Raw genomic sequence first — 18,935 nt, forward strand, 5'->3', positions numbered from 1 at the left:
GGGCCGGATTCCGCGCCTCCCGCGGCCCCCTGTGGATCCCCTCACCCGTCGAGGGCGTCCGCGAGCCGCTCCAGGGACGCCCGCGCGACGGCGGGGTCGGTGGTCGGCCACATCGCGGGCATCGAGTGGCGGATGAAGGATCCGTACCCCTTCGTGACGAGGCGCGGGTCCAGGACCGCCACCATGCCGCGATCCTCCCGCGAGCGCAGCAGCCTCCCAGCCCCCTGGGCCATGAGCAGGGCGGCGTGGGAGAGGGACACGGCGCGGAATCCTGACAGCCCGTGCCGCTCGGCGTCGATCGCCCGGGCCCTCGCGACAGGGTCGTCCGGGCGGGGGAAGGGAATCCGGTCGATGGCGACCAGCCGGCACGAGGGGCCCTGCACGTCCACCCCCTGCCATAGGGACAGCGTTCCCACCAGGCACGAGTCACGCCGGTCCCGGAAACGCGCGACCAGCGCGGAGGTCGTCTCCTCGCCCTGGAGGAGGACCTCCAGGTCCGTCTCCCCGCGCAGGGCCTCGGCCCCCGCCTGCGCCCCGCGCCAGGAGGAGAACAGGGCGAGCACGCCGCCCCGGGAGGCCTCCGCGAGCGCGACCAGTTCCTCCAGGGCCTGGGGCTCCGGGCCGTTGCGCCCGGGGACGGGCAGGTGGGCCGCGGTGTAGAGGATGCCCTGGCTGGCGGCGTCGAAGGGCGAGCCGACGTCCACCCCGTGCCAGGGGACGCCCGAGACCATGAGACCGGTCTCGCGCGCCAGCGCGTCGAAGGACCCGCCAAGCGCCAGGGTGGCCGAGGTGAGCACGGCGGGCCGGGCGCCCAGCGCGACCGTCCCGATGCCGGCCGCGACGTCGAGGGGCGCGATGATCAGCCGCTCCGTGGCGTCCCGGGCGGAGGGCGCCGGACGCGAGGCCCAAGTGATCGACTGCTCGGGCGGGCGGGACCAGGCGTCCATCGCGCCCGAGAGCTCGTCAAGGGCCCCCTTGGCTAGGAGCTTCGACGCCTGGTCGGCGGACGAGCCCTCGACCTGGGTGAGCGCGTCGCGCACGGCCGCGTCCAATGCCGCCATCGCGGCGCCCAGCCGATGCGGCCGGTCGAGGAGCAGGCCGTCGTCCAGGCCCGCGATCGCGGCTCCCAGTGCGGCGCCGGCCGTGTCCAGCGCGGCGGTGTCGACCTTCGCGTGGGCCCGAGCAGAGCGCGCGACACGTTGGACGAGGGGCTGGGAGACCTCGCAGCTGGCCTGGTCGCGTACCCTGGAGGCGAGCTCATGAGCCTCGTCGACGACGACCGCGTCGATGTCGGGGAAGAGGTCGAGGGCACCCATCGACTGGATGCCGAGCATCGAGTGGTTGGAGACGACGAGGTCGGCCTCCGAGGCCCGGTCGCGCGCGCGCTGGGCGAAGCACTCGTCGGCGACCGGGCACGCCCGCCCCAGGCACTCACGCTTGGTCACCGACACCTGCCGCCACGCGCGGTCGGAGACGCCGGGAACCAGGTCGTCGCGATCGCCGGTGTCGGTGGAGGCAGCCCATTCGCGCACCCGCATCACCTCCCGCCCCAGGTCCGTGGCGGGGGCTTCCGCTCCGCTCCCGCCGCCTGGGGCCTCCGCGGCGTCGAAGAGCGTGCCGGTCTCCGGATACCCGCCGCTGACGCGGTGGAGGCACACGTAGTTGTTCCAGCCCTTGAGCAGCGCGACTTCGGGTCGGACGCCGCACTCAGCCTCGACGGCGTCGACGACGGCCGGAGCGTCCTTGACGAGGATCTGGCGCTGGAGCGCGAGCGTGGCGGTGGTGACCAGCGCCCGCCTGCCCTGCGTCGCGCAGGCGGTGAGCACCGGGACGAGGTATCCGATCGACTTGCCGGTGCCCGTGCCCGCCTGCACCATGACATGCGCGCCGGAGCCGAGGGCTGCGGCGGCCTCGTCCACCATGCGCTGCTGCCCCTCGCGGTCTCCCCCGCCCATCGCCACGACGACGCGGGCGAGCACGCGGCGGGGCAGGTCCGGGGCGGACTGCTCGGACGGGGGCGCGGCAGCCTCCTCACTCACCGTCGAGGTCCGGTGCCGGGGCGGCGTTGACCTCGCCCAGGCGCGCCGCCAGGGCGTCGTCGACGCGGGCGACCAGGTGCGTTCCGGCGTCGGCATAGTCCTCGGAGGCCACCTCGCCGTCCTCGTGGACCTGGTGGACCAGATCGCCGCGGGAATAGGGCACAACGACATCGACGAGGACGCGCGGGCGCGGCAGGACCTCCTGGAGGCGCGAGCGCAGCGCGTCGATGCCCTCGCCCGTCCACGCCGACACGGGGACCGCCTCGGGATAGGCGGTGCGCAGAACCGCGAGCTGCTCGGGCGCGGCCAGGTCCGCCTTGTTGAGGACGATGATCTCGGGGATGCCGCCGGCATCTGGGATCGTGTCAAGCACGGAGCGCACGGCCTGGACCTGCCCGGTGGGATCCGGGTGCGCGGCGTCGACGACGTGGAGGATGACGTCGGCCTCGCCGACCTCCTCCAGTGTCGAGCGGAACGCCTCGACCAGCTGCGTCGGCAGGTTGCGGACGAATCCGACGGTGTCGGTGAGCGTGTACACCCGTCCGTCCGGGGTCGTCGTGCGCCGCACCGTGGGATCCAGCGTCGCGAAGAGCGCGTCCTCGACCAGGGCGTCGGAACCGGTCAGGCGGTTGAGAAGCGTCGACTTCCCGGCGTTCGTGTATCCGGCGATCGCCACGGAGGGCACGCCCCCGCGCCGCCGCGAGGCGCGCTGGGTCCGCCGCGAGGGCTCCATGTCCCGGATCTGGGCGCGCAGCCTCGCCATACGCGTGCGGATGCGGCGCCGGTCCAGCTCGATCTTCGTCTCGCCCGGGCCGCGGGAGCCGATGCCCTCGCCCCCGGCGACGCGGCCGCCGGCCTGACGCGACATCGACTCGCCCCATCCGCGCAGCCGCGGCAGCAGGTACTCCAGCTGGGCGAGCTCCACTTGGGCCTTGCCCTCCCTGGACTTCGCGTGCTGGGCGAAGATGTCGAGGATCAGGGCCGTGCGGTCCACGACCTTGACCTTGACGACGTCCTCGAGCCCGCGCCGCTGCGAGGGGGCCAGCTCTCCGTCGACGATGACAGTGTCCGCCCCGTTCGCCGCCACGGTCTCGGCGAGCTCCCGCGCCTTGCCGGACCCCAGGTAGGTGGCCGGGTCGGGAGCGGGGCGACGCTGGATGAGGCCGTCGAGAACCTGCGATCCCGCGGTCTCGGCCAACGCGGCGAGCTCGCGCAGGGAGACCTCGGCGTCCTCCTCGCTCCCCGACGTCCTCAGGCCCACCAGCACCACGCGCTCCAGGCGGATCTGCCGGTATTCGACCTCTGAGACGTCCTCGAGCTCCGTGGACAGCCCCTGGACGCGCCGGGTCCCCTCGCGCGCCTCGCGTTCCAGCTCCCCGGCGTCGTGGGCGTGGTCCTGCCCCTCCGTCGAGGCGAGGGCCGTCCCCCGTCGGGCGAGGATCCGCGCGACCACGTCCTCCGCGCGACGCAGTCCGTCCTCGCCGCCGCCCGTGGTCGTGCGCGGTGCCGTCGTGTCGTCGTCCATCGGTCCTCCCGGATGCCCCGCCCCGCCGTTGTCGCGAGGGTGCCCCCAGTCTGTCACGGCGAGCCCCCGTCCCCCGCTCCAGTACGCTCAGGGCTGTGGACGACCAGTACTTCACCGATTCGGCGCCGGCGGACGAGGACGAGCTGCGCACGTTGACCGTGCGCACGCGGGGCCGCGAGCTCCGCATGCAGACCTCCGGACGGGTCTTCTCGAGCCACCGGCTGGACCTGGGCACGGCGCAGCTCCTGGACAAGGCGCCGGCTCCTCCCCCGTCGGGCCGGTTCCTGGACCTCGGATGCGGGTGGGGCCCGCTCGCCGTCGTCCTCGCCCTCGAGGCGCCCCAGGCCGAGATCTGGGCCGTCGACGTCAACTCTCGGGCCGTCGACCTCACCGCGCGCAACGCCGCGGCAAACGGCGCGTCGGGGGTGCGGGCCCTCCCCGCCGCGGAGGCGTTCGAGCGGGCCCGCCGGGACGGCCTGCGCTTCGACCTCATCTGGTCGAACCCGCCGGTGCGGATCGGGAAGGCCGCCCTGCACCGGATGCTCGCCGACTGGCTGGCGCTCCTGGCCGAGGGCGGCGCGGCCTACCTCGTCGTCCAGCGCAACCTCGGCGCGGACTCGCTGAGAGCCTGGTTGGACGGGAGCGGGCTGCCCACGCGGACCGTCGCCTCGAAGAAGGGCTATCGCATCCTCGAGGTCCGCCCGGGCGGACCTGTCCGGCAGATGTGACGGACGACGCTTCACGCCATGCAGAGCTCACGCGTGGAGGCGTTCACCGACGGCGTGCTCGCCATCGTGCTCACGATCATGGTGCTGGAGCTCCGCCCGCCGGAGGGCTCGTCGCGGCCGGACCTCGCGGGGTCGGGGACCTCTGGCGGATCCTCGAGCACGCCCTCGCCCTCGCCGATCCCACGGACCGCATCCGCCAGGTGCTGGGCCCCGATCGGAAGTCCTGGATCTCGATCGCGCTCGATGCGCTGGGAGTGGCCCTCTCTTGGACGGCACCGGTGGCATCGGTCGTCGTCGACGCCGCGATGGGGGCCGTGCGGCTGGTGCCCGGCCGGCGTTTCGCGCGTGCCGCCGCGACCGGCGGGGAGCACGGCGGATCAGAGCCGGATCTCGGCGATCTCGACCGCGGGACCCGAGAGGATCACGGATCCGTCCGGCTCCGCGGGGAGCCGGACGCCCACGGTGCCGCCCGGGACGTCGACCCGCCAGTCGGCCGGCGCGCCCCTTTCCACGCCCCCGCGCCGGATCGCGGCCGCCACGGCCGCCGCGCAGCACCCGGTGCCGCAGGACTGCGTCTCCCCCACGCCACGCTCGAGGACGCGCATCACCAGATGGCCCTGCTCCGCATGGCCCCCCGCCCGGGAGCCGGCGCCCCGGCCGGCCCGGCCTTCCGTGACGTCCACCGTCAGCTCCAGGTTCACGCCCTCCGCCGGCCACGGGTCGTAGGACGGCCGCAGGCCCGCGGGGGCCGCGAGGACGTCGGCGCCCGGCAGCACCGCCGCCTCGAGCGCCTCGCGCGTGCGCACGTCGATGACGGCGTGGGGATTCGGCAGGGCGACGCGGATCGCGTCGAACGCGCCGCGGAGCCCGACCACGCCGACCCGCATGTCAGCGACCCCCGAGGTCGCCGCGGGCCCCATGTCGACGCTGTACCAGTCGCCGCGTGCGCCCCCGGCCCCGCGGATCCCCCCGGGCCCCAGAACCCTCACCCGGCGCATCCCCCCGCGCGTGCGGACGGGCAGCGCCTCTCCCGTCTCCAACGGCGCGAGGCCCGTACGGCGCAGGTGGTCGACGAAGACGCGGATGCCGTTCCCGCACATCTCGGCGATCGATCCGTCGGCGTTGCGGTAGTCCATGAACCAGGTGCCGCCCTCGCGCACGCAGCGGATGAGGCCGTCCGCCCCGATGCCGGTCGACACCGCGCACAGCGCCGCCACCGAGGAGGCCGGGATGTCCAGCCTGCCGTCAGGATCGTCCAGGAGGAGGAAGCAGTTCCCCGTGCCGTGGGCCTTCGTCAGACGGGTGCCCGCGGGCAGCCCGAAGTGCGCGGTCATGCCCCCACGCTACCGAGCCCCTCGGCGGCGGAGCGCACGACGTCCACCGCGCGGTCGGCCAGCGCGCGTCCCCGGGCGTCGGCGCCTCCCGCGCCCTCGCCGGCCTCGAGCCACACGATGCGGGGATCCGGCCGGAACCACTTGGCCTGGCGGCGGGCCAGCTGCCGGGTGGACAGCGCCACGGAGCCCACCGCGTCGTCCTCGCCCATCTCGCCGTCGATGACCGCGAGCGCCTGGGCGTACCCGGTGGCCCGGCGCGCTGTGCGCCCCTCCCGCAGGCCAGCGGCGATCAGCCCTCGCGTCTCCTCGACCAGCCCGTCCCGGAACATCGCGGCGGCTCGGGCGCCGATGCGCCGGTCCAGCTCCTCCCAGGGGCGCCGCACCCCGATCATGACGGCGGGGGCCTGGAACTCCCGACGCGGCATGTGCGAGGAGTAGGGCCGCCCGGTGAGCTCGATGACCTCCAGCGCCCGGACCAGTCGGCGCGCGTTGCGGGGGTCGATGCGCGCGGCCGAATCCGGGTCCAGGACCTCCAGGCGCGCGTGCAGGCCCCGGGGCCCTTCCGGTCCCTCGGCCTCGGCCTCCAGGCGCGCACGGACCCCGGGGTCGGTGCCGGGGAAGTCGATGACGTCGAGGAGGGCGCGCAGGTACAGTCCCGATCCCCCGGCGACGAGGGCGACGCCGCCGCGCCCGTGGATGGCCCCGACGTCGTGCCGGGCCTCGCGCTGGTAGGCGGCCACCGAGGCCTCGTCGGTGACGTCGAGGACGTCGACCTGGTGGTGGGGGATGCCGCGGCGCTCGTCGGGAGGGGTCTTCGCGGTGCCGATGTCCATGCCGCGGTAGAGCTGCATCGCATCGGCGCCGACGAGTTCCGCCGGGGCGGATGCGCCCAGCGTCCCCGGCAGCATGCCGGCGAGGTCGAGCGCCAGGCCCGACTTCCCCGAGGCCGTCGGCCCGACCACCGCGACGATGAGGTCGCGCGGTTCCGTCATCCCCCGGCCTCCCCGGCGGCGGTCCTCTCCCAGCACACGCTCACGGCGACCGGCCGGAAACCGATCCGCGTGTTCATGGCGATGACCGGCGTGTTCTCGCCCTCGGTCCACGTGTAGACCCGGCGGACGCCGGGATGACGGGCGAGCAGCTCCCGGAGGTTCACGCGCTTCATCCATCCGGCCAGCCCGTGCCCGCGGTGGTCGACCCGCACCAGGGTGCCCTGCTGGAACACGACCTCGGGCAGGCCCGGCGGGACCATGAGCGTCGTCCAGCCCACGAGTTCGCCGCCCACGGGGCGCACCGCCGTGGTCACCCACTCGCGGCCGCATCGCTCGGCCAGGGCCTCCCTGCGCATGACACGCCCGTCATCCCAGGCTCCCGGCTCCACCGTCATCTCGCCCGAGGGCATGTCCGTGGCTGCGAGCGCGTAGATGCGGGCCAGCTGGTCCAGGAGATGCTCGGGGCTGCGCGGCCCGGACCAGGACACGGCCTCGTAGCCGCTCGCCTCGCCCAAGGGCGCTCCGTCCCCCTCAGGCTCCTCCGTCCCGGCGACGTCGAGGCAGGTGACCCACTCGGCGTGCACCGGGCGGTAGGCCCGCGCGCGCAGCAGGTCGGTGAACCCCGTGCGCATCGGAGAGGCCACGTCCCCGTCGCCGGGAACCGGTGTCGCCACCCCGGAGACGGCCTGGGGCGAGCCGGTCTGCGCCCAGCCGGGGCAGTCCGTCCACACCTGCAGCACCGGGCGCCCCCATGCCGCCGCGATCGTCTCGCCGAGGGCCGTCAGCAGGTCGGGGAGCCGGGAACCGCCCCAGCCCGGGGCCACCATGACGTCGATCTCGGCCCTGCGGGGATCGCTGATCAACGACGCGCTGACCTCCACGCCGCCGACGACCGCGGCCGGCGTTTCCGGCGCCGCCGATCCGGGATCCCAAGCGGGGACGGCCTCGTCCGGGGACGGGGCACCGGCGCCACCCACCCGGGCGAGCCACTCGTCCACGCCCCGTCCTCCCCCGTCGAGGACCGCCACCACGCGGAGGCGCCTGGTGTCCGCATCGGAAGCGAGCGCTCGGTACTCCTGAGCCGAGGTCGTGAGGTCCTCTCGGCCCACCAGGCGCAGGGAATGCGCCCGGCTCAGCCCCTCCAGGCCCTCCGAGAAGACCCTCGGAGCCTCCGCCTCGCCGGCATCGGGCAGGCGCGCCAAGCGGATCGTCGCGGTCATGGCCACAGTGTAGGGGCCTCCCTCCGGCCGCCACGCCCACCCGCGCCGAACCGCCTGGAGGGGATCATCTAGGGTGGAGGCATGACTGCCAGCATCCCCGCCCCCATGACCCGCGACCGGGTGGCGACGGCAGTGCGCGGGGCTGGGCTCATCCCCTTCCTCGGAGACTCCGACCAGGTGGCGGCCATCGTGCCGCGGCATGTCGTGCGCATCGTGGTGCCCGAGGGACGCCCTCCGCAGGGTGTCGCCGAGTGGCCGCGTTCGCTCGCCATCCGCCACGCGCCCGCCATCGCCGAGGTCGTTCGCCAGTTCAACGCGACGACCTACCTGCCCAAGATGACGACGACCGTCACTGACCGCGGCCAGATCCGCGTCCTGCTCCAGCACACCTTCAACTGGGGCGGCGGCGCCACCGACGCGCAGGCCTCCGCCGAGGTCCGGCAGTTCATCCTCGCCAGCTTGGCCGCGTTCAACACGCTCGACGCGAAGTTCCCGGACCCCTGGGCGAAGGAGGACAGCGATGGCTGAGTGGAAGACCTGGTCGCTGGGGGGAGCATCCGGGAAGGAGCCGCACGGGGACGGGGGCGGCGACGAACCAGGGAGGCCCCTGCCTCCTGATGCGGCCGAGAGATGGGGGACGGAGGTCACGCCCTTCACCCTGGAGCGCGCGGCCCGGGTCGTGCAGGGCGACGGATTCCCCGTGACCCGTGACGAGGCGGCGATCGGAGTGCTCATCAACTCCCTGCCGATGCGCCTCCACCGGGAGCCAGCCGACGCCCCCTGGGCCCAGTTCGAGGCGCGCGTGCCCTTGCCCGACGGCATGGAGGAGGGCGCCCCGGATCCCTTCGACCTCCAGCAGACCGCGAACACCTGGAACTCCCAGCATCTGCAGCCCACGGTCATCCCGGCGCGCAGCGACGAGCGGTTCTTCTTCCATCTCTCGACGCGGTTCTTCGTCGGCGAGGGGCTCTCGGACCGCCAGATCCACCTCATGATCGCGCGGGGGATCGTCGTCACGCTCCAGGCCGCGCGTCAGCTGCCAGGTCTGGTCACGCCGCCCGAGGACGCCTGACCCGCCTGTCCGGCGCCGGCGGGCCGAGTCAGGCCTCCGCGCGCAGCCGCGGCATGCCCAGGGCGACCCGCGGATCCTCCTCGCGGGACTGGCGGGCCTGCCAGGCGTCGCCCGAGCGGGTGCGGCGCACGGCGAACAGGCCCCCCGGCGTCAGCGCCGAGTCGGCGATGAGGTGGTGCGGGGCGCCGTGGGTGACGACCGCCCGCACGACGTCGCCGGGCCGGGGCCGGGCCTCTTGATCGAGTCCGGCCGGCAGGGCGACGTGGACCAGCCGGTTGTCGCGCGCGCGACCGGAGATCCGGTGGGTGCCGGCGTCCTTGCGCCCCTCGCCCTCGGCGACGAGCACCTCGACCTCGCGGCCCGCGAGGGCGGCGTTGTCCTCGGCGCAGATGCGCTCCTGGAGGGCGACGAGGCGCTGGTAGCGCTCGGAGGCGACCTCGGGGGGCACCTGATCCGCTCTGTCGGCGGCGGGCGTGCCCGGCCGGGGGCTGTAGAGGAAGGTGAAGGCGCCGGAGAAACGCGCCTGCTCGACGACCTCGAGGGTCTGGCGGAAGTCGTCCTCGGTCTCGCCGGGGAAGCCGACGATGATGTCCGTGGTGATCGCGGCGTCGGGGATCGCGGCGCGCACGCGCTCCAGGATGCCGAGGAACCGGGCGCGGCGGTACGAGCGGCGCATCTGGCGCAGCACGGCGTCCGACCCCGACTGCAGCGGCATGTGCAGGCTCGGCATGACGGCGGGAGTCTCGGCCATCGCGGAGATGACGTCGTCGGTGAAGGCAGCCGGATGGGGACTGGTGAAGCGCACGCGCTCCAGTCCGGGTGTCGCCCCGACCTCGCGCAAGAGCCGCGCGAAAGCGCCGCGCTCGCCGAAGCCCACCCCGTAGGAGTTGACGTTCTGCCCGAGCAGCGTCACCTCGAGGGCTCCCTCGGCCACGACGGCGCGCACCTCGTCGAGGATCTCGCCGGGACGGCGGTCGCGCTCCCGTCCGCGCAGGTGCGGCACGATGCAGAAGGTGCAGGTGTTGTTGCACCCCACGGAGATCGACACCCAGGCCGAGGAGGCGCTCTCCCGGTGCGTCGGCAGCGTCGAGGGGAAGGTCTTGAGCGACTCCTCGATCTCGACGGCGGCCTCGCGGTTGTGCGCGGCCCGGCGCAGCAGGGCGGGCAGGACGTCGATGTTGTGCGTGCCGAACACGGCGTCCACCCACGGCGCCCTCTCCAGGATCCCGTCGCGCATCTGCTGGGCGAGGCATCCCCCGACCGCGATCTGCATGCCCGGCCGCGCGCGCTTGACGGCGGCGAGCTGGCCGAGGTTGCCGAAGAGCCGGGTGGCGGCGTTCTCGCGCACCGAGCAGGTGTTGATGACGACCACGTCGGCGCCCATGTCTCCGGCCTCGGTCGCGCGGGCGGCCGCGTCCGGGACCTCCTCGACGGGGAGCAGGCCCTCGGCCTCAAGCAGGCCCGCCATGCGCTCGGAATCGTGCTCGTTCATCTGGCAGCCGAGCGTGCGCACCGCGTAGGTGCGAACGGGGGAGCCGGACGAGGCGCGGAGGCGAGGGGTCGTCGGGATAGCGGTGTCGCTCACCCGCGAGATTCTACCCGGGGGATGGACGAGGGCGTCCCGCCCTCCTCAGGCCCGCCCCTCGACGCCGAGCGCGTCCGCGAGCAGGCTGAGGGCGGCCTCCACGCTGCCTGCGCGGACCGAGGAGCGGTCGCCCGGCAGACGCAGCTCGCGGTGGACCTCGCGCTCGGGGGTCACGCAGGCGATGTGCACCGTGCCTGCGGGACGGCCGTCGGAGGGACCGGGCCCCGCGACGCCGGTGGTCGACAGCGCGACGTCCGCGCCCATCAGGCGGCGCGCCCCGCGCGCCATCTGTAGGGCGACCTCCCGGTCGACAGGGCCGGTGCGCGCCAGTTGCCGGGGGTCCACGCCCAGCACCTGCGCCTTGAGCTCGGTCGCGTAGACGCACACCCCTCCGCGCACCGTCTCCGAGGCGCCGGGCACGTCGACCATCCGGGCGCACAGCGCGCCGCCCGTCAGGGACTCCGCGGTCGCGATGGTGAGGCGGCGGCGGATCAGCAGACGGACCAGCGCGGTGGCATCGACGGACATGACCTCAGGCTAGATCCTCCGCATCGCGGCCGTTGAGCGCCTCGGTGACGACTGAGACGCACACGTCGCCCGGGTATCCCTTCCGTGCGAGCATGGCGGTGAGGCGCCGGAAGGCGGCGTCGCGGCCGATCCCGCGCATCGAGCGCAGCCGGGCCGCCACGAGGGCCTCGGCACGGGCATACTGGTCGTCGCGGCCCACCTGGGCCATGGCTCGGGCGATGTCGCCGTCGCCGACGTCTCTGCGACGCAGCTCCTCGGCGACGGCCTGCCCCACCTTGCCCGAACGGAACCGGTCGCGCACCAGGGCCGCGGCATAGGCGGTGTCGTCGATCAGGCCGACGCGCTCCAGCCTGTCCAGGACGTCCTCGGCGACGGACGGCGCGAAGCCCCGCCGGAGGATCAACTGGCGTAGCTCCCCGCGCGAGCAGGACCGGGCGTCGAGCCGGCGCAGTGCCACCTCTCGGGCCGCTTCCACCGCCGCGGCGCCCGTCAGCGCCGCATTGCGCTCACGCGCCCGGGCGAGTCTCTCCCCGGGCGTCGTGCGCCTCCGGTCGGCCTCCTCCTGCCCCTCGGGATGGGTCTCCGGATCGACGTAGCGGACCACCGGCTCCTCCCTCTCAGAAACCGGCATCCTCGGACGGATCGGCCTCCGCGCCCGGGCCGCCCGCGGTCCCCGCCGCCGATGACGGCTCGTCCCCGCCCTTCTGCTCGGGGTCTGCGGCGATGCCGACGGCCACCAGGATCCTGTGCTCGATCTCATCGGCGAGCGCGGGGTTGTCGACGAGGAACTGACGGACGTTCTCCTTGCCCTGCCCCAGCTGGTCGTCCCCGTAGGTGAACCAGGAACCGGACTTGCGGATGATGCCGTTGTCGACTCCCATGTCGATGATGGAGCCCTCGCGGGAGATTCCCTTGCCGTAGAGCATGTCGAATTCGGCCTGCTTGAAGGGCGGGGCCATCTTGTTCTTCACGACCTTCGCCCGCGTGCGGTTGCCGACGGCCTGGTCGCCCTCTTTGAGGGTCTGGATCCGGCGCACGTCGATGCGCACCGACGCGTAGAACTTGAGGGCCTTGCCCCCTGTGGTCGTCTCCGGCGAGCCGAAGAAGACGCCGATCTTCTCGCGCAGCTGGTTGATGAAGATCGCCGTCGTCCTGGTCGAGGAGAGCACGCCCGCGAGCTTGCGCAGGGCCTGGCTCATCAGGCGCGCCTGGAGGCCGACGTGGGAGTCGCCCATCTCGCCCTCGATCTCCGCCTTGGGGACCAGGGCCGCCACCGAGTCGATGACGATGATGTCGATGCCGCCGGACCGGATGAGCATGTCCGCGATCTCCAGGGCCTGTTCGCCGGTGTCGGGTTGGGAGACCAGGAGGTCGTCCGTGTTCACCCCCAGCGCCTTCGCATAGGTGGGGTCCAGGGCGTGCTCTGCGTCGATGAAGGCGGCGTTGCCCCCGGCCTTCTGCGCGTTGGCCACCGCGTGGAGGGCCAGCGTGGTCTTGCCGGAGGACTCGGGACCGTAGATCTCGACGATGCGGCCCCGCGGCAGCCCGCCGATGCCCAGCGCCACGTCGAGGGCCAGGGAGCCCGTGGGGATCACCTCGATGCCGGCATGGACCTCGTCCCCCAGGCGCATGACGGAGCCCTTGCCGAACTGCTTGTCGATCTGGGACAGGGCCAGTTCCAGGGCCTTGTTCCGATCCGTGGTCCCGTTCGCGCCCGCGCGCGCCATCGCCTTGGCCATTGTGGTCTCCTCGCGTCCTGGGGCCTCTCCGGCCCACCCGATTTGGCTGGTCTGGTGTCATGCGGTCCCCTCTCCGGGGCGCATGGATGACGGTATGCCCGACCATCGGCACCTGGGTCGCGCGCCTCATCCGGTTGTGGACGGGACGCGCCCCAGTCGCATCTGGTGGACAGCGTAGATGGAACGCTTGTTCGATGCGCCCCGACACGCCGCAGACACGGCGCGACGTCAAGGACGTTTGACATCACATGGGCGCGTACGTAAAGCTCGCTTGACAGATTCGGCCGGACGCATACCCGCACGAGAGGCGGACGATGTCCCCCACGCAGACGGCACGACGCGAACCGGTTCGGGCGCGCGAAGGCGGGCGGCGTTCCAGCGCTGCGCGTGGCCGTGCCCGTCGGCCTGCTCCTCGCCCTCGGCCTCGCAGCTCCGAAGGTCGTGCTCGGCAACCCCGAGGGGCCCGCCACGTGGATGGCCGTCGCGATCCTGGCGGCGTCCCTGGCCCCCTGCGCGATCCCGCTGGTCTGGGCGCTCATCGTCGACAGGTCGACGCTGCCCGGCGCTCTCCCCCACCCGGAGGCGAGCGTGGAGAGCCCCTGGTACTCGCGGGCCGCGGAGGACGCGTTCCACGCTGCCCTCGTCCTCTGCGGACTCGGAGCGGCCACGGCGGGCCTGTGGGCCCCGGAACCGGTGTCGTGGACGTTCGTCGCCGTGTTCGCGATCGCGGCGCTCTTCTTCGCCGTCAGCTACCTCATCCGCACGCACCGGTGAGACGATGAGGAACCGGCTGCGCCGACTGCGCCAGGACGAGGGGCTCTCCCAGGAGCGGCTCGCCGAGATCCTCGGCGTGAGCCGGCAGACGATCATCTCCATCGAGAAGGGGCGCTTCGATCCCTCCCTTCCCCTGGCCTTCCAGATCGCCGCCGCCTTCGGCCTGCGCGTCGAGGACGTCTTCACCCCGGATCCGCCCGGACCGTGAGGGTCCGGCCGCCCCACTGCGGTCCGCCGGTGCCGGAAACGCGGCCGGGAACCGTCAGCGCCCCCCCTTCCTCAGGGGGCGGCGATGGGCCCAGCGCGCCTCCTCGCCCCGGCCGGACTCGCGCACCAGCGCTTCCCAGACCTCGTCCGGGGCGCGCCCGGCATCCAGAGCCTCCTGCGCCGTGGCGCGCAGGCCCGGCAGGTACAGGTCGGCGACGAGAGAACGCCCCAGAACGGATCCGAAGACCCGTTCCAGGGCGTCCCAGAACTCGGAGAGCGTCACCGACCCGGCCCGGCCGTTCAGCCGATGAGGGCGACGGGCATGAGGTCGTCCGGAACGGTGTCCGGGACCAGTGCGCGATCGGCGGCGGCCATGCGGTCCGACACCTCCCGCAGCACGAACCACAGCGGCACGCCGAGCGCGCCGGTGATGGCCTCGAGCAGCTCCGAAGACGCCTCCTTCTGCCCGCGCTCGACCTCGGAGAGGTATCCCAGCGACACCTGGGCCTGCGAGGACACCTCGCGCAGAGTCCTCCGCTGCTGCTGGCGCACGGTGCGTAGGACGTCGCCGATCTCCCGGCGCAGGAGAGGCTGCGCAGTCGGATCGGTCGCGGCCATCGTCCGGGCGTCCTCCTTCTTCGTGTTGAGGGCCCGGATGCGCAGATCCCCGACGGGCCGGTTCGGCGCGGGCCGGGTGGCCCGGACCGACATGTTCCTGGAGGGAGTCCTGTTCGTCATGACCATCTCAACGTCCCCTCCATCGGCGCTATTCCACCGTCCGACATCCGGACCCGTGTAAGTTGCGTCTCCATGGCTCAAGTCTAACCCGCCGCGAGCAGGATCCGCCCGGCGAACGGTCACGCCCGCGCCCCGCCGCCCGCCCGGGACAGGCGGACGCCCTCGGCGCAGTACACGGCGCCCGACCACAACGTGAGAGCCAGCGCCGCCGCCCCGACGGCCCAGGCGATCCAGAAGACGGGTTCCGGCAGGCCGCCGCGCACCCCCAGGCCCGCGTGCGCGAGCCACGCGGCCCAGGGCACGAGCATGAGGGTGATGAACAGGATCTGCAGGACCGTCTTCAGCTTGCCGCCCTTGTTCGCCGAGACCACGATCCCCCGGCGCAGCAGGACGGCACGCAGCGCCGTGATCCCCAGCTCGCGCACGGCGACCAGGACGGTGAACCACCAGGGCACCAGACCGTCGACGCTGAGCATGACGAAGGCGCCCAACGTCAGCGCCTTGTCCGCGATCGGGTCCGCAATGCGCCCGAAATCGGTGATGAGACCCCGCGCCCGTGCGATGTGCCCGTCGAGTTGGTCCGTCGCCGCTGCGACGCAGAAGACCCCCAGGGCCCACCACCGGGCGCCCTCGCCGTCGCGGACCATGAGCCACACGAAGACGGGCACAAGCACCAGGCGCAGCACCGTCAGGGCGTTCGGCACGTTCACCACCGGAACGCCGGGCTCCTGGCGCCTGGACACATTCGACTCATTCATCCCGTCGATCCTACCCGCCGCGCAGGCCCGACCCGCCGGCCCGGCGCCGGCGTCATCGGCCGGTCAGCTGCCAGGCGTCCTCGCCGTCCTCGGACTCCTCGTCCTCGAACCGCGGCCCCTGCCCTCCGAAGTCGTGCCCCGCGTACGGGTCGCCCGCCGAAGGGACGCCGCCCGCCTCGTCCTGCGCGTCCCGGGGAGCGCCGGCCTCGTTTCCCGCAGGCGCCTCGGGCGGCGGGGTCTCCCCGCGCAGCATCGCCAGCACCTCGGGCAACGACTCGGGGGGAACCAGCACCTCACGGGCCTTCGACCCCTCGGAGGGGCCGACGATGTCGCGCGACTCCAACAGGTCCATGAGACGGCCCGCGCGGGCGAAGCCGACCCGCAGCTTGCGCTGGAGCATCGAGGTCGAGCCCAGCTGCGTGGAGATGACGAGCTCCGCGGCCTGGAGCAGGTCGTCGAGATCGTCCCCGATGTCCTCCGCCACCTTCGCCTGCTTGGCCGGGGCCACGACATCGGACCGATAATGAGCCTCCATCTGCAACTTCACGTGGGCGACGACGGCGTGGATCTCCGACTCCGTGACCCAGGCCCCCTGCACGCGCAGCGGCTTGGCGGCGCCCGCCGGCAGGTACAGCGCGTCGCCCTGTCCGACGAGCTTCTCGGCGCCCGGCTGGTCGAGGATGACGCGCGAATCCGCCAGCGACGAGGTCGCGAAGGCCAGGCGCGAGGGGATGTTGGCCTTGATCAGCCCCGTCACCACGTCCACCAACGGCCGCTGGGTGGCGAGCACGAGATGGATGCCGGCGGCGCGCGCCAGCTGCGTGATCCGCTGGACGGAGGCCTCGACATCGCGCGGGGCGACCATCATGAGGTCCGCGAGCTCGTCGACGACCACCAGCAGGTACGGGTAGGGGTGGAGCTCCCGGTTGAGGCCCGGCAGCGCCTTCACCTGTCCGGAGGACACCGCCTTGTTGAAATCATCGACATGCTTGAACCCGTAGGTCGCGAGATCGTCGTAGCGGGCGTCCATCTCCCGCACGACCCACTCCAGCGCCTCCGCGGCCTTCTTCGGATCGGTGATGATCGGGCTGACGAGATGCGGGATGCCCTCGTAGACGGTGAGCTCGACGCGCTTGGGGTCGACCAGGATCATGCGGACCTGCGCCGGGGTGGCCCGCATCATGATCGAGGTGATCATCGAGTTGACGAAGCTCGACTTGCCGGAGCCGGTCTGGCCGGCGACCAGGAGGTGCGGGGTCTTCGCGAGGTTCGTCACCACGTAGCCGCCCTCGACATCCTTGCCGACGCCGACCATGAGCGGATGGTGGTTCCGCCTGGCCGCCCCGGAGCGCAGGACGTCGCCCAGGGCGACCGTCTCCCGGTCGGTGTTGGGGATCTCGATGCCGATGGCCGACTTCCCGGGGATGGGGCTGAGGATGCGGACATCGGCGCTGGCCACGGCGTACGCGATGTTCTTCGACAGCGCCGTGATGCGCTCGACCTTGACGCCCGGTCCCAGCGTGACCTCGTAGCGCGTGACCGTCGGCCCGCGGGAGAAGCCCGTGACCCGGGCGTCGACGTTGAACTCGGAGAGCACCTGCTGGAGGGCCTCGACCACGTGGTCGTTGGCCGCCGAGCGCGTCTTGTGCGGGGCGCCGCGGACGAGGAGATCCTCGTCGGGCAGCTGGTAGGCGATCGACTCGTCCAGCTCCGGCTGGGTCGGCAGACCAGGATCTGCGCTGGTCGGAGGGATGGGAAGCACCTCCCCCACCGCCTCGATCGCCTCCGTGGGCGCCTCGTCTGCCGACGAGGGCGGCGCCGGCTCCTCGGGCGCGGCAGGATGCGCGTCTCCCTCCCACACGGCGGTCGTGTCGTGGGCCCGGCGGAAGGCCTCGTCCGCGTCATAGGCGTCCAGGACAGGATCGTCCCCGGTCGCCAGCTGCTCGCGGTTGCGGCGCCGCCTGCGGGCCCCGGCGCCCCCCTCGCCCGCATCCGCCTTCCCGGCTGGCCGCCGGCGGAACCAGGCGAGGGCCTCACGGCACCGGTCCGGGATGTCGGCGACGCGCGTGCGGGTCGCCAGCAGCACCGAGTAGACGAGCAGCAGCACAAGGACCGCGGCCGCGCCCCAGGGGGACAGAAGATTGGCCAGCGGGCGGCCGACGAACCACCCCGCCACCCCCCCGGCGCGCTCGATCGCCCCGATGGGGCGCAGCGACGGGTTCCCGGCCGAGACGTGGACCAATCCGGTCAGGGCGAGCGCCGCTCCCGTCCCCCCCGCGACGTGATGGGGCACCGCGTAGGACTCGCCCCCGCCGCGGGCGCGGAACAGGTCCGCGGACAGGATGACGAGCGCCAGCGGCACGACGACCGAGAAGAGGCCCACCGCCCCGGCCACCGCGTGGTGGATGAGGGCGCCCGCCTGCCCGGAGATCCCGAACCACTCGCGCAGGGCGACGACGACGGCGAGGGCGAGGCATAGGAAGGCGCAGGAGTCGCGTTTCGCCTGCGGATCGACGCTCCGCCAGCGCGCCCAGGCGCTCCGCGCTCCCGCGGCCGAGGCGGCGAACAGACGGGCGAGCGCTCCCGGGCGCACCGGGGCTCCGGACGAGGCTGCGCCGCCCGTCCGTGACTTCTTCGCTGATGGTGTGTGGGCCATGGTGATTCGACGCTACCGCGGCCGCGGGAGGAGCGGGCGTCTGGCGCGCCGCCGGGCCCGCGACTCGGGTCCGGTCAGTAGGAGTAGGTGACTCCGCCCTCGGCCAGCACCTGGTCGATCTGATCGCGGGTGGGCACCGGGAGCGCGGACTCGTGCGAGATCGTCAGCGCCGACGCGGCGTTGGCCATCCGGCAGGCGCCGACCAAATCCATGCCGGCGAGGATCCCCGCGCACATCACGGCGATATGCGTGTCCCCCACACCCGCCGTGTCCACGACGACGGAGTCGAAGGCCGGGATCTGGACGCGAGCCTGGGCGGCGTCCGCCTGGACCTCGCACCCCATGACCCCCAGGCGGCGCACCAGAGCCGCCTCGGGGCGCAGCACATGGCGCACGCCCGTTCCCGGCTCCGAGGACGCGAGGATCCGTCCCAGCGTCGAGGCCTCGCGGATGTTCATCGTCACGACGTCGGCGCGGCGCAGCAGCTTCTTCCACGCCCACACCGGCACCTGGTCGACAGCCGGGGACACGGACAGCACGAGCGTGACCTCGCCGGGGAGCCCGGCGGCCCAGCTGGACAGCACCTCGGCGCTGGTCTCGCGGGTGAGGTCGGCCCCCGCGACGTGCACCAGGTCGCCCGGGCGCAGCTCGACGCGGTCCAGCACCCGGCGGGAGGGCTCCGACTCCACCCCCGAGGTGACGACGGACGTCGTCGAGCCGTCCGCCTCGACCAGGGTCATCGCCACGCCGATGTCGCCGACCAGCTCCTCGGTGAGGATCTCGACGCCGGCCTCGACCAGCTGGCGCCGCACGGCGAAGGAGTTGGGCCCCGTCCCCAGGGGGGACACCATCGCGGCCGGCACGCCGAGCGCCGCGACGGCCGCCAGGGCGGTGAAGCCCCCGCCAGGCTGCGAGGTCGCCGTGTCCGCGTGCTCGGAGGCGCCCCTCTCGGGTAGATGGTCGATGTGCAGGGGGATGGTGAGGACGACGGAGTGGGTCGAGATGAAACGCCCGGTCATGCCCCCACCGTACCGTCCGCG

Annotated in this window: 19 protein-coding genes and 1 pseudogene; 6 read left to right on the forward strand and 14 right to left on the reverse strand. The window is 73.3% G+C overall.

All coding sequences use genetic code 11. The features are described from left to right. Positions 1 to 41 precede the first annotated feature (41 nt). Both ACFQWG_RS06515 and hflX read right to left on the reverse strand, forming a co-directional pair. On the reverse strand, positions 42 to 1,955 hold the full coding sequence (locus tag ACFQWG_RS06515) for an ATP-dependent DNA helicase (RefSeq protein ID WP_380976265.1): 1,914 nt from the start codon (positions 1,953 to 1,955) through the stop codon (positions 42 to 44). Positions 1,956 to 2,031: 76 nt separating this feature from the next. Then, positions 2,032 to 3,564, reverse strand: a complete 1,533-nt coding sequence (gene hflX, locus ACFQWG_RS06520) for a GTPase HflX (RefSeq protein ID WP_380973368.1) — start codon at positions 3,562 to 3,564, stop codon at positions 2,032 to 2,034. 95 nt (positions 3,565 to 3,659) lie between these two features. Here hflX and ACFQWG_RS06525 point away from each other — a divergent pair, with 95 nt between their 5' ends. Further along, positions 3,660 to 4,292, forward strand: coding sequence for a class I SAM-dependent methyltransferase (locus ACFQWG_RS06525; protein WP_380973371.1), 633 nt, complete (start codon positions 3,660 to 3,662; stop codon positions 4,290 to 4,292). An 18-nt stretch (positions 4,293 to 4,310) separates the two neighbouring features. Continuing rightward, positions 4,311 to 4,367 (forward strand): annotated as a pseudogene (locus tag ACFQWG_RS06530) (hypothetical protein); the annotation flags it as partial. Between the two features lie 302 nt (positions 4,368 to 4,669). Here ACFQWG_RS06530 and ACFQWG_RS06535 read toward each other — a convergent pair. From ACFQWG_RS06535 to ACFQWG_RS06545, 3 genes are read right to left on the reverse strand one after another with little or no spacing between them, the layout of a single operon-like run. Then, the gene (locus ACFQWG_RS06535) at positions 4,670 to 5,626 is read right to left on the reverse strand and encodes a diaminopimelate epimerase (protein WP_380973374.1); all 957 of its coding nucleotides are present in this window, start codon (positions 5,624 to 5,626) and stop codon (positions 4,670 to 4,672) included. Further along, positions 5,623 to 6,618 (reverse strand): tRNA (adenosine(37)-N6)-dimethylallyltransferase MiaA, encoded by a 996-nt coding sequence (gene miaA, locus ACFQWG_RS06540; protein WP_380973377.1) that lies wholly within the window; start codon positions 6,616 to 6,618, stop codon positions 5,623 to 5,625. The genes ACFQWG_RS06535 and miaA overlap by 4 nt, the downstream gene beginning before the upstream one ends. Then, complete coding sequence (locus tag ACFQWG_RS06545; RefSeq protein ID WP_380973380.1) at positions 6,615 to 7,838, reverse strand: GNAT family N-acetyltransferase; 1,224 nt, start codon at positions 7,836 to 7,838, stop codon at positions 6,615 to 6,617. The genes miaA and ACFQWG_RS06545 overlap by 4 nt, the downstream gene beginning before the upstream one ends. Before the next feature lie 81 nt (positions 7,839 to 7,919). On the opposite strand from ACFQWG_RS06545, the gene ACFQWG_RS06550 reads away from it, so the two are divergent. Continuing rightward, positions 7,920 to 8,366, forward strand: coding sequence for a YbjN domain-containing protein (locus ACFQWG_RS06550; protein ID WP_380973383.1), 447 nt, complete (start codon positions 7,920 to 7,922; stop codon positions 8,364 to 8,366). Then, positions 8,359 to 8,910, forward strand: a complete 552-nt coding sequence (locus ACFQWG_RS06555) for a histidine kinase (protein ID WP_380973386.1) — start codon at positions 8,359 to 8,361, stop codon at positions 8,908 to 8,910. The genes ACFQWG_RS06550 and ACFQWG_RS06555 overlap by 8 nt, the downstream gene beginning before the upstream one ends. Before the next feature lie 28 nt (positions 8,911 to 8,938). On the opposite strand, the gene miaB is transcribed toward ACFQWG_RS06555, so the two are convergent. Genes miaB through recA form a run of 4 tightly spaced genes read right to left on the reverse strand, consistent with a single transcriptional unit; the run spans position 8,939 to position 12,762 of the window. Then, positions 8,939 to 10,495: a tRNA (N6-isopentenyl adenosine(37)-C2)-methylthiotransferase MiaB gene (gene miaB / locus ACFQWG_RS06560; RefSeq protein ID WP_380973389.1), complete on the reverse strand. Its 1,557-nt coding sequence runs from the start codon at positions 10,493 to 10,495 to the stop codon at positions 8,939 to 8,941. 45 nt (positions 10,496 to 10,540) lie between these two features. Next, on the reverse strand, positions 10,541 to 11,023 hold the full coding sequence (locus ACFQWG_RS06565) for a CinA family protein (protein WP_380973392.1): 483 nt from the start codon (positions 11,021 to 11,023) through the stop codon (positions 10,541 to 10,543). Between the two features lie 4 nt (positions 11,024 to 11,027). Beyond that, a complete protein-coding gene (locus ACFQWG_RS06570; RefSeq protein WP_380973394.1) occupies positions 11,028 to 11,627 on the reverse strand; it encodes a regulatory protein RecX in 600 nt (199 codons plus the stop codon). A 13-nt stretch (positions 11,628 to 11,640) separates the two neighbouring features. Next, positions 11,641 to 12,762, reverse strand: coding sequence for a recombinase RecA (gene recA / locus ACFQWG_RS06575; protein WP_380973397.1), 1,122 nt, complete (start codon positions 12,760 to 12,762; stop codon positions 11,641 to 11,643). Positions 12,763 to 13,149: 387 nt separating this feature from the next. Between recA and ACFQWG_RS06580 the strand changes: the two genes are divergently transcribed. Continuing rightward, complete coding sequence (locus ACFQWG_RS06580; RefSeq protein ID WP_380973400.1) at positions 13,150 to 13,536, forward strand: hypothetical protein; 387 nt, start codon at positions 13,150 to 13,152, stop codon at positions 13,534 to 13,536. Positions 13,537 to 13,540: 4 nt separating this feature from the next. After that, entirely contained in the window at positions 13,541 to 13,744 is a 204-nt protein-coding gene (locus ACFQWG_RS06585) for a helix-turn-helix transcriptional regulator (RefSeq protein WP_380973403.1), read from the forward strand. A gap of 54 nt (positions 13,745 to 13,798) precedes the next feature. Here ACFQWG_RS06585 and ACFQWG_RS06590 read toward each other — a convergent pair whose 3' ends face one another. From ACFQWG_RS06590 to ACFQWG_RS06610, 5 genes are all read right to left on the reverse strand, one after another. Next, positions 13,799 to 14,026 (reverse strand): DUF3046 domain-containing protein, encoded by a 228-nt coding sequence (locus tag ACFQWG_RS06590; RefSeq protein WP_380973406.1) that lies wholly within the window; start codon positions 14,024 to 14,026, stop codon positions 13,799 to 13,801. 17 nt (positions 14,027 to 14,043) lie between these two features. Continuing rightward, positions 14,044 to 14,361, reverse strand: a complete 318-nt coding sequence (locus ACFQWG_RS06595) for a helix-turn-helix domain-containing protein (protein WP_380976266.1) — start codon at positions 14,359 to 14,361, stop codon at positions 14,044 to 14,046. 239 nt (positions 14,362 to 14,600) lie between these two features. Beyond that, a complete protein-coding gene (gene pgsA, locus ACFQWG_RS06600) occupies positions 14,601 to 15,239 on the reverse strand; it encodes a CDP-diacylglycerol--glycerol-3-phosphate 3-phosphatidyltransferase (protein WP_380973409.1) in 639 nt (212 codons plus the stop codon). A 52-nt stretch (positions 15,240 to 15,291) separates the two neighbouring features. Then, the gene (locus ACFQWG_RS06605; protein ID WP_380973412.1) at positions 15,292 to 17,895 is read right to left on the reverse strand and encodes a DNA translocase FtsK; all 2,604 of its coding nucleotides are present in this window, start codon (positions 17,893 to 17,895) and stop codon (positions 15,292 to 15,294) included. A gap of 74 nt (positions 17,896 to 17,969) precedes the next feature. Further along, complete coding sequence (locus ACFQWG_RS06610; protein ID WP_380973415.1) at positions 17,970 to 18,914, reverse strand: PfkB family carbohydrate kinase; 945 nt, start codon at positions 18,912 to 18,914, stop codon at positions 17,970 to 17,972. Positions 18,915 to 18,935 lie beyond the last annotated feature (21 nt).

Origin of the sequence: Schaalia naturae, assembly GCF_042665795.1 — a bacterium.
Classification (GTDB): domain Bacteria; phylum Actinomycetota; class Actinomycetes; order Actinomycetales; family Actinomycetaceae; genus Pauljensenia; species Pauljensenia naturae.

Bases quoted from the DNA above. Each gene is read 5' to 3' on its own strand.
- ACFQWG_RS06515 (WP_380976265.1), bottom strand. From the start codon at position 1,955: ATGGGCGGGGGAGACCGCGAGGGGCAGCAGCGCATGGTGGACGAGGCC.
- hflX (WP_380973368.1), bottom strand. From the start codon at position 3,564: ATGGACGACGACACGACGGCACCGCGCACGACCACGGGCGGCGGCGAG.
- ACFQWG_RS06535 (WP_380973374.1), bottom strand. From the start codon at position 5,626: ATGACCGCGCACTTCGGGCTGCCCGCGGGCACCCGTCTGACGAAGGCC.
- miaA (WP_380973377.1), bottom strand. From the start codon at position 6,618: ATGACGGAACCGCGCGACCTCATCGTCGCGGTGGTCGGGCCGACGGCC.
- ACFQWG_RS06545 (WP_380973380.1), bottom strand. From the start codon at position 7,838: ATGACCGCGACGATCCGCTTGGCGCGCCTGCCCGATGCCGGCGAGGCG.
- ACFQWG_RS06550 (WP_380973383.1), top strand. From the start codon at position 7,920: ATGACTGCCAGCATCCCCGCCCCCATGACCCGCGACCGGGTGGCGACG.
- ACFQWG_RS06555 (WP_380973386.1), top strand. From the start codon at position 8,359: ATGGCTGAGTGGAAGACCTGGTCGCTGGGGGGAGCATCCGGGAAGGAG.
- ACFQWG_RS06565 (WP_380973392.1), bottom strand. From the start codon at position 11,023: ATGTCCGTCGATGCCACCGCGCTGGTCCGTCTGCTGATCCGCCGCCGC.
- recA (WP_380973397.1), bottom strand. From the start codon at position 12,762: ATGGCCAAGGCGATGGCGCGCGCGGGCGCGAACGGGACCACGGATCGG.
- ACFQWG_RS06585 (WP_380973403.1), top strand. From the start codon at position 13,541: ATGAGGAACCGGCTGCGCCGACTGCGCCAGGACGAGGGGCTCTCCCAG.
- ACFQWG_RS06595 (WP_380976266.1), bottom strand. From the start codon at position 14,361: ATGGCCGCGACCGATCCGACTGCGCAGCCTCTCCTGCGCCGGGAGATC.
- pgsA (WP_380973409.1), bottom strand. From the start codon at position 15,239: ATGAATGAGTCGAATGTGTCCAGGCGCCAGGAGCCCGGCGTTCCGGTG.
- ACFQWG_RS06605 (WP_380973412.1), bottom strand. From the start codon at position 17,895: ATGGCCCACACACCATCAGCGAAGAAGTCACGGACGGGCGGCGCAGCC.
- ACFQWG_RS06610 (WP_380973415.1), bottom strand. From the start codon at position 18,914: ATGACCGGGCGTTTCATCTCGACCCACTCCGTCGTCCTCACCATCCCC.